This is a genomic window from Bifidobacterium sp. wkB344 (genome assembly GCF_003688305.1).
GTDB classification, from domain to species: Bacteria; Actinomycetota; Actinomycetes; order Actinomycetales; family Bifidobacteriaceae; genus Bombiscardovia; species Bombiscardovia mizhiensis.
Genome location: NZ_NPOQ01000009.1, coordinates 124,152 through 137,995 on the forward strand (window position 1 = coordinate 124,152; position 13,844 = coordinate 137,995).

General features: G+C 58.6%; 12 protein-coding genes and 1 tRNA gene. 6 read left to right on the forward strand and 7 right to left on the reverse strand.

Annotation, left to right across the window (positions count from 1 at the left end; genetic code table 11):
- Nucleotides 1-44: 44 nt before the first annotated feature.
- The 5 genes from CI601_RS02040 to CI601_RS02060 form a co-directional block, all read right to left on the reverse strand.
- The gene (locus tag CI601_RS02040) at nucleotides 45-680 is read right to left on the reverse strand and encodes a DUF4125 family protein (protein ID WP_121914109.1); all 636 of its coding nucleotides are present in this window, start codon (nucleotides 678-680) and stop codon (nucleotides 45-47) included.
- Between the two features lie 12 nt (nucleotides 681-692).
- Nucleotides 693-2,732, reverse strand: coding sequence for a DUF4037 domain-containing protein (locus CI601_RS02045; RefSeq protein WP_121914110.1), 2,040 nt, complete (start codon nucleotides 2,730-2,732; stop codon nucleotides 693-695).
- Between the two features lie 128 nt (nucleotides 2,733-2,860).
- Nucleotides 2,861-3,442: a hypothetical protein gene (locus CI601_RS02050; RefSeq protein ID WP_121914111.1), complete on the reverse strand. Its 582-nt coding sequence runs from the start codon at nucleotides 3,440-3,442 to the stop codon at nucleotides 2,861-2,863.
- Nucleotides 3,435-4,637: an AAA family ATPase gene (locus CI601_RS02055; protein ID WP_121914112.1), complete on the reverse strand. Its 1,203-nt coding sequence runs from the start codon at nucleotides 4,635-4,637 to the stop codon at nucleotides 3,435-3,437. Before CI601_RS02055 ends, CI601_RS02050 begins: the two co-directional genes overlap by 8 nt.
- A gap of 251 nt (nucleotides 4,638-4,888) precedes the next feature.
- Nucleotides 4,889-4,962: transfer RNA gene (locus CI601_RS02060), tRNA-Pro, on the reverse strand.
- A 128-nt stretch (nucleotides 4,963-5,090) separates the two neighbouring features.
- Here CI601_RS02060 and lysS point away from each other — a divergent pair.
- From lysS to CI601_RS02080, 4 genes are all read left to right on the forward strand, one after another.
- Entirely contained in the window at nucleotides 5,091-6,719 is a 1,629-nt protein-coding gene (gene lysS, locus CI601_RS02065) for a lysine--tRNA ligase (protein WP_121914113.1), read from the forward strand.
- 34 nt (nucleotides 6,720-6,753) lie between these two features.
- Complete coding sequence (gene menA, locus CI601_RS02070) at nucleotides 6,754-7,734, forward strand: 1,4-dihydroxy-2-naphthoate octaprenyltransferase (RefSeq protein WP_121914114.1); 981 nt, start codon at nucleotides 6,754-6,756, stop codon at nucleotides 7,732-7,734.
- Nucleotides 7,735-7,800: 66 nt separating this feature from the next.
- On the forward strand, nucleotides 7,801-8,748 hold the full coding sequence (gene menA / locus CI601_RS02075) for a 1,4-dihydroxy-2-naphthoate octaprenyltransferase (protein ID WP_121914115.1): 948 nt from the start codon (nucleotides 7,801-7,803) through the stop codon (nucleotides 8,746-8,748).
- A 66-nt stretch (nucleotides 8,749-8,814) separates the two neighbouring features.
- The gene (locus CI601_RS02080) at nucleotides 8,815-9,555 is read left to right on the forward strand and encodes a phosphoglyceromutase (protein WP_024626731.1); all 741 of its coding nucleotides are present in this window, start codon (nucleotides 8,815-8,817) and stop codon (nucleotides 9,553-9,555) included.
- Between the two features lie 137 nt (nucleotides 9,556-9,692).
- On the opposite strand, the gene phoU is transcribed toward CI601_RS02080, so the two are convergent.
- Nucleotides 9,693-10,370, reverse strand: a complete 678-nt coding sequence (gene phoU, locus CI601_RS02085) for a phosphate signaling complex protein PhoU (protein ID WP_121914116.1) — start codon at nucleotides 10,368-10,370, stop codon at nucleotides 9,693-9,695.
- A gap of 201 nt (nucleotides 10,371-10,571) precedes the next feature.
- Here phoU and CI601_RS02090 point away from each other — a divergent pair, with 201 nt between their 5' ends.
- Complete coding sequence (locus CI601_RS02090; RefSeq protein WP_259465282.1) at nucleotides 10,572-11,822, forward strand: cell wall metabolism sensor histidine kinase WalK; 1,251 nt, start codon at nucleotides 10,572-10,574, stop codon at nucleotides 11,820-11,822.
- Here CI601_RS02090 and CI601_RS02095 read toward each other — a convergent pair.
- The gene (locus CI601_RS02095; protein WP_121914118.1) at nucleotides 11,755-12,042 is read right to left on the reverse strand and encodes a DUF2530 domain-containing protein; all 288 of its coding nucleotides are present in this window, start codon (nucleotides 12,040-12,042) and stop codon (nucleotides 11,755-11,757) included. The genes CI601_RS02090 and CI601_RS02095 overlap by 68 nt on opposite strands.
- 140 nt (nucleotides 12,043-12,182) lie before the next feature.
- Here CI601_RS02095 and manA point away from each other — a divergent pair, with 140 nt between their 5' ends.
- Entirely contained in the window at nucleotides 12,183-13,568 is a 1,386-nt protein-coding gene (manA, locus tag CI601_RS02100; protein ID WP_121914119.1) for a mannose-6-phosphate isomerase, class I, read from the forward strand.
- Nucleotides 13,569-13,844 lie beyond the last annotated feature (276 nt).

Sequence of the window (13,844 nt, forward strand, 5' to 3'; positions counted from 1 at the left end):
GCGACTGGTTGGTCAGATGAACCTCCTGATTGTGGTTCAGGAGGTCAGTCCTGGGCCTGCTCGGCTTCGTCCAGGGTCTCAAAGCCGTTCAGCTGCACCGTGGCTAGGATGGTGTCCTCGGTAAGGTTGCCACCCCGTGCCTCGATCTGGTCCACCATGGACTGGTAAAGATCCAGGGTCCGGGCCGAATAGGTGCCCAGTTCGCCACGCAGGTAGGTCTCGAAGGAGGTGGCCTCCGGCGTGTCCTCGCTGGTGCGCAGGACTCGCATCTCCTGGCCCAGACGGGGGTAGCGCTCGCGAAAGTCCTTGGCCCAGGCCACTTGCCTGTCGATGATGCGCTCCTGCTGCTCCTGGCGGTCCAGGCCCAGTCTGGGCAGGTAGGGGGCGATGCTGCTGTGGTACTGATCCGGAGCTGTGGACTCCATCATCCGTCCGTACTTTTCGGTCAACAGGTTGCGCCCTGCTTTGTCGGCCTGGTCCAGGTCGTCCGCATAGCTGGTCAGCAGGGGATGCGGCCAGGTTAGAAACTGGCTTAGGCGCATCTGGTGGAACATTGGCCAGTTGCCCTGACAGTTGGCCGGACCACCCTCATTGTTGACCTGCTGGAACTGTTCCCATTCGTGGCGGACGATCCGCTCGCGCAGGGATTCCTCATCCTGACATTGCTCGTCGTTTGCCATCTTTGGCTCCTTTCAGATGCTGTGCAGAACCGGATCGTCGCTGGAAATGTGAGCCTCGACGTAGGGGCGCTGCCATTCCAGGAAGGTTTCCGGGCTGTTGGTCAGGCCCTCCGCCTGCAACTCTTCTACGATTCTGGCGCAGATGGATTCCACAAGCTTGGTGACGCGTTCGGCAGCCGGCCGGGCCCCCTTGCCGCCTTCGCCGAAGCCTTGTCCTCCGTAACAGGCAGCCGAAGCCAGTCGCAGGATGTCCTCCAGCTGCTCGGTCAGGTCGGCCAGCCTGGTGGCCATTCGTCCGCTGAGCCGCCGCAGGGCCGCGAAGGTCCACTTGTAGTAGGGCAGATACCCGACGGTCAGCGGATTGTTGATTAGGAAGATCAGGGAAGCGCAGGCTTTGACGAATTCGTTGATTGACAGCATTGCCGCAGCCCCGTCGCCCCGCTGTAGACTCCGCGGCAGATTGTATTGGCCCGCCTGGGCGATCATGCCCAGCCGGCGTGAGATCAGACAGAAGCGCACATCGTCAGGCATGGCCTTGAACCCCTGCCGTGTGGCCAGCATCTGCCCCAGAGGATCCGCGAAAATCTTGCCATTGGTGGCCGCAGCCAGCGTAGCCTCATCCAAGAGCAGCCACTCGTGGGGATGATCTTCCGGGGGCGCCTGCCGATAGCCGGTCAGGGATTCGAAGAAGGCGCCGATCTCAAAGACGCCTACACGTCGGTTAGCTCCCTTTGCTCTGACGCTGTCGGTCCGCGAACCGAACCCCATGAACTCGGTGGGCAGGGCCTCATAGTCCTTCTGCAGCTGGTCGCCGATGGCCTGGTAATCCTCGCTGGTCAGCCAAAGGCAGAAGCCGGGGCCGAAATCATGATCCCGGGAGATGGCGTCGTCAAAGCCATAGCAGTCCGAGCCATGGCCCATCAATCCCACGGCGATCCGGCCGCGATACTGGGGGTAACGTTCCTCCAGCATGGGACGGCCCACCTGCTCCCAGTAGGCCTTGGCCAAGTCCAGCCCTTGAATATCCGTGCGGGAGTCATGCAGATTGCTGTCATTGTTCTGATTCCTGGCCGGAGGCCGGTTTGAACCGGTTTTTGGCTGGCTGGATGCTGCTTGCTTAGCCTGGTCGGATTGATTCATGTCCCCGTTTTTATCAGCAGCGGCCTGGGCCTGGTCCAGATTGGCCTTGGTGATCTGGTAGTAGTCGCTGCCCTTACCGTATCGATCCTCGATGATGGCCAAGGCCTTGCGATAGGTGTCTGCCGACTGACTGAAGCGGCCGGTCATGTAGCAGACTTGGGCAAAGCCAGCCAGGGTTGAGGCATAGTGTGCGCTGTTTTCCAGATGGCCGGTTCGATAGATATCCAGAGCTGTGCGAGCCTGGTCCCAGGCCTCTTGCAGAGCCTGCGGACTGTCGCTGCGCTGTATGAGCAGAAGGGCCAGATTGGTGTGGGTGGTGGCCAGATCCAGATCCTGGGAAGGATCAGTGCTGGAATTCTCCAGGATGTCCATGGCTTGGCGCAGCTCCTGCTCGGCCTGGTCGGGTCGGTCGGTTTCGCTGTAGAGCATGGACAGGTTGTTGTGTAGGGCCGCCAGACGCCGATCCTTGGGCCCAAGGGTCTTGGCTGCGGAGGCAAGCGCCTGCCGGTAGAGGTCTTCGGCCTGGTCGTATTTCTTGGCTGCCCGCAGTCCTGTGGCTGCATTGATCAGGGTGGTTGTCCAGGCATCGGACCCCTCAATGCGCATGCGTGTGGCCAATTCGATGGCGCGCTGGATCATCCACATATTCTCCTGGTGGCGGCCCTGGGACCGGTAGAAACCCATGATTTCATTCAGCACGGTCAGCAGTCCGGCATTATTACCCGCATTCTCCGCATCCACCAGCGCCTGCTGCAGGTAGGGTTCAGCTTCGTCACGAGCCTTGCCCGCATTGAAGATGGCATCCAGTCCGTCCAAGAAGGCTTGGGTGTCGAAGCTGCCGTCCGGTTGCAGGTAGGACTGTTGAGTCTCTTCCTGCTTGCTGTCTGGGGTCGGTGTCTGGTCCTGGCTCATTTGGCTCCCTTGCTGTCAGGGTATCTGTAGGTGCGGGTCCCTCATGGAGCCCTAGCGCCCTGGTCGCTTCTATCTATCAGTCTAGGCTGATGGTCTTTGATGGACTTCAGTCGGCTATGTCGCCTAGGTCACACCTGTCCGGTGTAGCTGCCTGAATGGGTAACGAGGAGCTCGGCCAAACATCGCTCATGGTTTTGGAAGTGATGGTTTCTTCGATACAACTCGATGACACGACAGAGCTCATCCGCGTCATTCCAATATTGGTGCAAGAAAGCATACTGCTTGATCTTGTGCAGCCCCAGTTTCTCCTTGCAGAATTCGCTGGGTTTCATGTTATTGACGTGCGTCCAATCCCTATAGGCCCCCTCTTTGATGATGGCCAGGATCTCGATCTCAGGACGAGTAGTCAGTGTAAGTACACGGGCTTTAGACTGGTACAGAGGCGACAAGTGAAAGCGTTCATTTGGCGAGTCAATAATACGGACGATATTCACGCACGGAGAACCATAGGTCACGGAAAGGAACCGTTCCTCGATTTCCCTATCTTTACGGCAGCGGGTATAAAACCGACCAGTCTGCGGATCTTCAATGAGGGAATCTTTAGGAATAATAAGTTTTCCTGCTGTCAGTAGGAGTTCAAAGATGACGCTTTCGGCAGACCCTTCGCAGATAACCAAGGTAGGTTCATTATAAATCGCTTGACTATCCATGAACCGTTTCCTTGACGTAGCTCCGCAAGGCGCTGATGGAAGCGGCTGAGGGCGCGGTTCCTTGCAGGGCACCTGACATGAACTGGACGCTCTTCTTCAGTTCACCGCGGGTGACCAGCTTGTTATACCGGACCAGTTGGAATCCGGCGTTCTCATGTCTGACAGCGAACCAAATGTTGTCCTTTCTGGTGAAATGGTCCAGCAGTTCTGGATAGTGCGTAGAAAAAACAAGCACCGCCCCATGCGGGTTAGTAGCAGGTGAGGAGAACAAATCGATGATAGCGAAGACCAGCTGCTTGTTTATGCTGTTTTCGATTTCGTCGAATAGTAGGTAGCCTCCTTGCGCAAGTGTTTCGATAGCATGTTGTGCCAAGGAGGTTCCACGGAATGTTCCCGCCGATATCATGGCCATAGCTTGCGAGGGATCACAGTCGCGCTCAACCTTTTCATTGCGGAACTTGATATGGAACTGGTGATCGCTTACTTCCAAGTGTTCGATGGTCGGATCGAATAGACGTACCACTTGCGATGGGGGAGTGACAGGAATGGACATTTGCAGCGGATTTTGCAGACAGAGGGTGACCACGGTCTCCTTGGTGCGCAGAATCCCCGTCGTTAGAGAGCGATCGGGGGGCAAAAATCTCTTGACATCCTCGGCCAGCTCCTTTTCGTCGCCCGACTTATTCATTCCTCGAGTAGCTACAGTCCACCAGGATTCTTCGTCGCCATCTATGGTTCTTTTCAAACGAATCTTGCTCAGACTTCTGCCTGCATACTGGCACAGCCGTTCCTTTTCGAAAACCAAGGGGGAGTCGGCGGTGGCCTCGTCCTTGTCGGCGCGACGGAGTGTGGCATTGAGCAGCCAAGCCTCGCCGTTTTCCTCAAAGATAATGCGTGCTGTAATCGTGGGCTCCAGAATGTCCATCAGCGGATCGATGGTGGAGCGTTGAGTTCCCAATGAAGCACCTCTGGCAATGTTGATGATTAGAGAAAGCAGGCGTAGATCAGTGGTTTTGCCGGAGGCATTGATACCGGAGATGCCAATGGCTGTGACGATGCCAAGCGGTGAGGTGGTGCCCTGAAGGCGATGGGTGAAGCTGCCATCGGTAATTCTATCTTCGGCGAACAGAATCATGCGTAGTGCGCTCTTGTCGTATAAGCGAAGTCCTTTAAGGTCAAAGGCTAAGATCCGCATTATGCTCCTTTGAACAGAATATTTGTTTATATACTACATCCGGATGCTGATGATGCGTCTTTCTGTTCCGAGAAACCTAAATATTAATGCAGTGGAAGATTTCCGGATCGTTGGGGCTGTGATCTCGAACTCATAAAATGCAAGAGCTTATTGAAAAGAGACAGAGATAAGATAAGTTTTTATTCCTGTATACAGCTATGTCTAAAAGTTGCGAATACAGAAATTCCGGCCCCTGGGAGCCGGAATAATTGTCGGGGTAGGGGGATTTGAACCCCCGGCCTCTTCGTCCCGAACGAAGCGCGCTACCAAGCTGCGCTATACCCCGTGACAACGTTCTATATAGTACACGTACCGTCGGCCAAACGCTATCGTCTGCGCGGCGCGACCATTCAGATACTTGGTGTTAGGTGGCAACCGGGGCCTAGTACTGGCTCATGCGTAAAATAGCGATTTATGAATGACTCATCGGAAGAAACCCCTCGTCTGACGACGGTCGAACGCGCTCAGGTGCTGCTCGATCAGGATATGGCCATTACGGAGAAGATCGATCAGGGCGCCCAGCTGGATGACGCCATTGATCCCGGCAACCCGACGGACGGCGCTGAAGGCCATCCCGAACAGGTGCGTATGCGTGTGGCCAAGAGGGCGCTCATGCTCAAGGAAGGCATTGAGCCCTATCCGGTCCATCTGGATGTGACTGATCGCATCGAGGATGTGCGTCGTAAGTATCAGGACCGCCTTGAACCGGGCCAGGAGACTGAAGATGTGGTCGGCATCGCCGGCAGGGTCCTCTTCCTGCGCAACGGCGGCGGCCTCTGCTTCGTCCAGCTGGCGGCAGGTGACGGCACCCGCATTCAGGGCATGATCTCCAAGCGTGAGATCGGCGCTGATTCTTTGAAACGGTTCAAGCAACTGGTCGATCTCGGCGATCACCTTTATCTGCGCGGCCGCGTGGTCGCCTCCAAGACGGGCGAGCTCTCCGTCTTCGCCACCGAGTGGAATATCGCGGCCAAGGCCCTGCAGCCTCTGCCTGCCCTTCACAAGGAGCTGACCGAGGAGCAGCGCACCCGCAAGCCCTACCTGGCCATGATCGCCGATGAGGATGTGCGGGCCATGGTCCGCCGCCGTTCCAAGGCCGTCTCCTCCCTGAGGCGCACCTTCGAGGACCACGACTTCATGGAGGTCGAGACCCCCATGCTCCAGACCGTGCATGGCGGCGCTGCGGCCCGGCCATTCACCACGCATATGAACGCCTTCGACATCGACCTCTACCTGCGCATCGCCCCTGAGCTCTTCCTCAAGCGCTGCCTGGTGGGGGGGATTGAGCGGGTCTTCGAGATCAACCGCGACTTCCGCAATGAGGGCGTGGATGCCACCCATGCACCGGAGTTCACCATGCTGGAGGCCTATCAGGCTTACGGCACCTATGACACCATCGGGGATCTGACCAAGGAACTGATCCAAAAGGCGGCCATGGCCACGGCTGGATCGCTCAGGGTGACCCTGCAGGATGGCAGCCAGTACGACTTCGGCGGCGATTGGCGCCAAATCAGCATGTACGATTCCCTTTCCGAGTCCTTGGGTGATGAGATCACTCCACAGACCAGCGTGGACCATCTGCGGACTATAGCTGACAAGCTGGGCCTGGTGGAGGAGCCTGCCGAAAACCACGGCAAGCTGGTCGAACACCTCTGGGAGCACTTCTGGCAGGACAAGCTGTACGAGCCCACCTTCGTGCGTGATTTCCCGGTTGAGACCTCGCCTCTGGTCAAAGCCCACCGCACCAAGCCAGGCGTGGTCGAGAAGTGGGACCTCTACGTTCGCGGGTTCGAGCTGGCCACGGGCTACTCCGAGCTCAACGATCCGGTGGTTCAACGGCAGCGGTTCGTCGAGCAGGCCAAGATGGCCAGCCGCGGCGATGTCGAGGCCATGGACATTGACGAGGACTTCCTGGAGGCCCTGGGCGTGGGCATGCCTCCCGCTGGCGGCATGGGCATGGGCATCGACCGTCTGTTGATCGCCCTTACCGGTGCATCCATCCGCGAGACCATCACCTTCCCGCTGGTCAAGCCGCTGATCTGAGAGGGTCTGAGATGATAACAGGGGAGGGACGGTCATGAATATCAGGCTGTGGATGGATGGCATGCGTCCCCGGACGCTGCCTGCTTCGGTGGCGCCTGTCTGCGTGGGCGCTTCGGCTGCACTTTTGGAGCGGTCACGGCTCCTGGAACAGTGCACCAGCTCCTGCTCGCCCTCTCCTGTCGACCCTGCCCTGAAGGTGGCCACACCGGGAAGGCTGGCCCTGATCGTGGTCTTGTTGGTCCTGCTCGCCCTGTCGATGCAGATCGCAGCCAACTTCGCCAATGACTATGCCGATGGTGTTCGCGGCACTGACTCCGGCCGCGGAGGCGAGGAGGCCGCCTCTGGCAGACCGAGGCGCCTGGTGGCCGCTGGCGTGCCGCCCAGGAAAGTGCTGTACGCTACCATGATTTCGGCGGCTTTCACCTGTCTGATGGGCCTCATCGTCATGGCATTGACCGGTCATTGGTGGATGATCCTGGTCGGGGTCTGCTGCCTGATAGCGGGCTGGTGTTATGTGGGCGGCCCGCATCCATATGGCTACCATGGGTTGGGCGAGGTCAGCGTCTTCATCTTCTTCGGACTGGTGGCCACCCTGGGCACCGAGTACTTTCTCATTGATAGGGTCGATACCGCCGGCATCCTTGGTGCTTGCGCTTGCGGGCTCAACGCTGTGGGCCTGCTCATGCTCAACAATTACCGTGATCTGGACGACGACCGCCGAGCTGGCAAACACACATACGCGGTTCTGGTGGGGGCGCGTGCAGCGGCCATCTCCATTTACCTGGTCTACATCCTGAGTCTGGTTCTGGGCCTGATCCAGTTCGTTCCGGCTGTCATGCGACGTGGTCTGCCCGGCTTCCCTCTAGTGCTGATCCTCCTGCCTGTGGCCGCTGTCTTTCTGCTGATCTGTCGAGCTTTTGCCCGTGGCCAGGTGCCCAAGGCTTTCGGCTTGGCAGGCAAGGGTACTCTGGTCTCCGCCCTGTGCTGGTCGGCGGGCCTGCTTCTGCAGCTGTGAAAATCTTGATAGGCTCATAAGAGAGCAGTCCGACTTTCGAGCGATTTGGTGGATAATCAGGCAATCATGTTCATCACACTTCGGGAATACAAGGACGCACTGCGACCCTCGGCCTTGCTCTGCTCACCCACGCCGGTCCTGATCGGCACAGCGGTGGCCCTCCGGCAGTTGTTCGACCAAGGGATGGGGCCGGACACGCGCTTCTGGCTGATCGGTCTCTTATGTTGTCTAACGGCTGTGTTCATCCACAGCACCTGCAATCTGGCCAATGACTACTTTGACGGGATCAGGGGTACTGACGAGGGCCGGAGCAGCCTTTCGGGTGCGGGCGCTGACGGCTCGGTGCCTGATCTGCCCAGAAGAGGGGTGGCCGGTGGTGTGGAGCCTCGTAAGGTTCTGCTGTCTGCCTACCTCAACATCCTTATGGCCTGCCTGTCTGGTCTGATTCTCTGCTGGGTGACTGGCCACTGGTGGATGATCCTGGTCGGCATCTTCTGCCTGCTGGGAGCCTGGTTTTATACGGGAGGCAAGCACCCTTACGGCTATAGGGCTATGGGCGAGCTGAGCATCATGATCTTCTTCGGCCTGGTTGGCGTGTTGGCCACTCAGTACATGGAGACCGGCATCGTCGACCGCCATGGGTTCATCGGCGCTCTGGTTGGCGGTCTTATCTGCATTCCCGTTCTGGAGATCAACAACTATCGGGACATTGATGCGGATCCTCTGGCCGGCAAGTACACGCTGTCTTCCTTCATCGGAGCCAAAGGCACACTGATTCTGATGGGGTCCTGCTATGTCCTGGCTGTGATCCTGGGCGTGGTGGAGTCATGGTCCCTGTCGGACGGCTCTCTTGCAGCCGCTTGGCCCCGCCTGCTCTGCCTACTGCCTGTCCTGGTTCTGGCCATTGCCACCACAATGGCCAGCTGTCGGAACCGCTTCAGTAGGGCCTTCGCACTGTCGGGCTATACCGATCTGCTGACAGGGTTCTGCTGGCTGGGTGTCTGTCTGCTTTAAGCGACCGCTTTGCGGAGGAGGTGTAGGTCCGCCAAACAGTCCCTCTTAGGTTTTAGAATTTTCACTATGACCTACAAACTAGTATTGCTCAGGCACGGCCAGAGCGCATGGAATAACACCAATCAGTTCACCGGCTGGGTGGACGTCCCGCTGACCGAGCAGGGCGAGCAGGAGGCCCGCAAGGGCGGTAAGCTGCTCAAGGATAAGGGTGTTCTGCCGGACATCGTCTTCACTTCCCTGCTGCGCCGCGCCATCAACACCGCCAACATCGCCCTGGACGAGGCCGACCGCCTTTGGATCCCCGTCAAGCGCGACTGGAGGCTGAACGAGCGCCACTACGGAGCACTGCAGGGCAAGAACAAGACCGAGATCCGCGAGAAGTACGGTGACGAGAAGTTCATGCTCTGGCGCCGTTCCTATGCCACCCCGCCGCCCGAAATCGACCCTGACGATGAATACTCGCAGTCCCATGATCCTCGGTATGCCGGAGCCCCCGTGCCTCGCGCCGAGGCACTGGCCAACGTGGTCAAGCGCGTCACCCCCTACTGGGAGAGCGACATTGTTCCTGAGCTCAAGACCGGCAAGACCGTCCTGATTGCCGCCCATGGCAACTCGCTGAGGGCCATCGTCAAGATGCTCGACAACCTGACTGAAGACGAGATTGCCAAGGTCAACATCCCCACGGCCATCCCTCTGGTCTACGAGCTGGATGAGAACTTCAAGCCCATCAAGCCTCGTGGCGAGTACCTGGATCCGGAAGCAGCCGCGGCCGGTGCTGCTGCTGTGGCGGCCCAGGGCCAGAAGTGAGATCAAAATCCAACCGATGATCTCAATCGGACTTTGAACGCAGCACGTCCAAAGTTATTGAGGTGGTGCCGTCTCCTTTGTGGAGGGCACCACCTTTTCGTGTTCCTGGTGGTTAAGGACGTTCTTTTCCTTATTTTTCAGTCCAGGTCGATACCCAGATCCTTGGGGTCTTTGGAGGGGTCGAAGCCTGAAACGATGTAGACCACACGTCGTGCTGCCGAGACGCCGTGGTCTCCCAGGCGCTCCATGAATCGTGCCACCAGGACCAGGTCGATCAACTGCTGTCTGCTCCCCTTCCAGTCGTCCGAGAGGGCATAGCTGAAAGTTTTCTGATGGAGCTTGTCCATCTGGTCATCGCTGACGATGATCTGCTCGGCTATAGTCGTGTCCCTGTCGGAGAGCATCTCGACCAGACGGTCAGCCATGACGTCCAGAAAATCCTGCATCTGCTTGAACAGGGGAATGACCTCGTCAGGCAGGGTCGGTTCGGGGTAGGAGCGCCTCGCTGTCTCGGCGATGTGCCTGGCCAGGTCTCCCATGCGCTCAAAGGTGGCTGACAGGCTCAGCGTGGAGACCACCACCCGCAGATCAGTGGCCACAGGGCTCTGCTTAGCCAGGAGCCTGATGCATTGGTCAATGATGCTGGCCTGGAGGTTGTCTATATCGGCATCCCCGTCGATGACCTCCTGGGCTGTCTCCACGTCACAGTCCATCAGGGATCGTCCGGCTTTTTTAATGGCATCGCGAACCTTGGCGGCCATCCGATCGAGATCGTCGGCCACAAGCCCCAGCTCCTCGTTGAAAATCACGCGCATTGTTCTTCCCTTTCGGCCTCGGTCAACGATATGACTCCAGTCTATGTGACCGGCATGGCAAGAAAAAGCCAGTCCTGAAGAATGTCGGGCCATTGGAGCGGCAATCGAAGTCGGATATGCGAGAATAAAGCCGAAACTGCCGATGAGACTTGGTTAATGTTGCAGTGTCCGGGGTCGGCGCCGGACTGGAGGGAAGTCCTTATGAGACGGTTCATGGACCGCCTATGCAGCCTTATGGGCAACCGGAGCAAGGATGGTGAACAGGCCGAAAGCGGGGCATTGGAAGGCTCGACCCAGGCTCTGCTGGCGCTCATTCCTGCCGCCACGGTTGTGGTCGATGGTGATGACGAGGTTGTTCGCTCAAGCCCGGATGCCTACAGGCTGGGAATCGTCAGCAACGACGAGATTGCGGATCCGAAAATCATCGAGGCCATTGCGCAGGTACGCCGCTCGGGCGGTCGCCGCAGCTTCAATCTGACCACGCGAACGCCCACGGAATTCGCTCTGGATGCCGCTACCGGGAGCTCGGAATCCGATGATTGGGATATTGCCGAGGTCGAGGATTCCGGGGACGCGACCCATGTTCAGGCCCAGGCGGTATCTAGAAGGAACTGGCTCAAGGTCACTCTGGGGCGTATCGACAAGTCCTTGGTCGTGGTGCTTATCGATGATGTGAGCGATTCGGTCAGGTTCGTTCGGACCAGGGATGCTTTCATGACCAATGTATCCGAGCAGATGCTCAAGCCGGTTCAGGCCCTTGAGGAGCTTGCGGCGCAACTGAAAACCACCTCGCATCTGGAGGGGGACGACCCGGATCTGCTACGCAGCCACCTGCGCAGCGTCTCCAAGGATGCCTCCTCGGTCCAGCGTTACAGCGCCTATCTGGGGCATGTGCTCAAGGATCTTCTTCTGCTGATCCGGGCTCAGGAGCGGATCAAACCCAGCAGGGAGAATGTGCTTGACGTGGCTGAGCAGATAAGGACAGTGGTTCAGGATGAGCAGGATGGAGCTGATCAGGCCCATGTGACACTACGGTGGCGATGCGACCAGACGCTGACTATTCACGGCGACGGACAACAGATCAGAGTGGCCTTGGCCAAGCTGGTGGAGAATGCCATATCCTATTCACCTACTGGATCGACTGTCTCCTTGGTGGCACAGGCCTCCAAGGACGGGCAGTACGGGATCATCAGGGTGGTCGACCACGGCCGAGGCATATCCAAGGCGGACCAAGGCAGGATCTTCGAACGCTTCTACCGCGCAGACAATCAGAATGAACAGACTGCAGTGGGCATCGGCCTAGGGCTGGCCATCGTCAAACATGTGGCCCTGACCCACCATGGATCGGTCACTGTCTGGAGTGCGCCGGGAGAGGGGAGCACATTTACGCTGATGCTTCCTCTGGCTCAGGGTCCGGTTGCTGGGCCAGACGGCGATAATCCCAGCGATTGAAATGCTCCCAGATCATCAGCAGGATGCCCACGCCAACCCCGGAAAGGCAGACAATAAGGGGCTTGGTGACCGTCATTCCGGTCAGAGCTAGGATGCCCACCACAACAAGGGCCAGAATCCATGCCCCAGTGCCGAACAGGAAGATGCGTCGCAGATCCACCTGCACGGGACGTGGCGATGGCCTGCGGGCGTCCGGATCGAAAATGGGAGCCAGCTTCATACCCCCCACTGTACCGTTTGCAATGACATGCGGCGACCCCCACGCCTTGCCCAGGCCTTGGCCCTTGTCCTATCATGACGGGGATTGGTGGGTTCGTATGCACCGGCCCATGGAGGGATTTCCCGTGGAAAGGGGAGTGCGTGTATCCGATCCAAGCTGTGGAGAAGCACTACGCCTGGGGCTCACATGACCGACTGCAGCGCATGTTCCATCTGCAGGAGTCAGACGAAGGCCAGGGTGATACCTTAGCGGAGATGTGGTTCAGCGGGCATACCGAATCCCCTTCGCCCCTGACCCTGCCCGACGGCTCGCTCATGCCGTTGACCGAGGCCATTCGCCGCAATCCCATGACCATGCTGGGAGAGCGCGACTCTCGCCTCTTCGGCCCTACATTGCCTTACCTGTTCAAGATCATTTCGGCCCGCATCCCTCTCTCCCTGCAGGTGCATCCCCTGGATTTCGAGGCTCGTGCCGGTTTCAACCGTGAGAATGCCCAGGGGGTGCCTGACGACGATCCGAGACGCTCCTTTCACGACAGTCTGGCCAAGAACGAAATGGTGGTGGCCTTGGAGTCCTTCCAGGCCTGTGTAGGCTTCGCGACCATTTCCACTCAGCTGACCCTTTTGCGCGCCGTGGACCACCCGCTGGCTGAGCTGATGACCCAGGCGCTGACCGCCCGTACCTTCCACTTGGGAGTTCCGCCGGCCCGCTTCGCTTCGGCTGATGCCATGATGCCGGTCTCCTCTTTAATCTGGCCGGATTCCCGCCGGCGTATTTTCCGGGCCTTCCACGCCGCCGTGACTGCCGAGCCAGAGGCGGCCCGCGGTATGGAAGAAGCCTTGGAGGCTGCCGCTGGGCGACTGCGTTCGAAACGAGCGGGCGCCGTACTGAATCATGCCCTGTGTGCTGCACGGGCCTTTCCGGAGGACCCGGCTGTGCTCTGCCTGCTCATGCTCAACCCTGTGGATCTGGAGGAGGGTGATTCGGTCTACATCCCCGCCGGGACACCTCACGCCTACATCCATGGCACCGCGGCAGAGATCATGACCAACTCCGACAATGTGCTCAGGGCTGGCATGACCCCTAAGCATCGGGACATTCCCAACCTCCTGCACAGCCTGGACTGCCAGCCTTCAGCTCCCATCGACCCATCCAGCTCCATGATCGCCACCCTGATCATGCACAATATGGTGACCTACAGGCCCAAGATCAACGAGTACATGCTGGTCTACGGGCATGTGGAGGAGGGTGGAGCCACATGGCCCCTGCTTAACAGGCTTCAGCAGCGTTACGGGGATCTGATAGAGCGCCTGGGGCCTCGTCACCTGATGATTCCGCGCCGCGGGCCGCGCATCATCGTCTGTACTGATGGTCGGATCCGTTGTGCAACCGCTGACCAGTCCTGTGTACTGGATCAGGGTCAGGCCCTTTTCATTCCTTCCCAGGACGGCCGTATCGACATCACCATGCCCCAGGATTCCGACGAAGCCGGCGGGTCCTTCCTCTTGGCTTCGACCCCGGTTTAAATCAGGGTTCGCTCAGGGTGGACCATACAGGACTCAAAACCGAGAGACACGCCGTGGCGGGCGGCACGCATGCGGGTTTGCCCATGTCCGCCTTATGTCCGTATAATCCTAGCGTATTCCGTGGTTGTCGAAGATGAGCGACCACCGAAGCCATGCTTGAGTACACCAGTGTGGACAATTCAGGTCATTTGGCCTGGGTTCTCGCTTGCGTTATGGTGTTCCCTTGTGATGGTTCGTGATACGGCACGAAAGTCGCGTCGGAACATAAACGGGAGT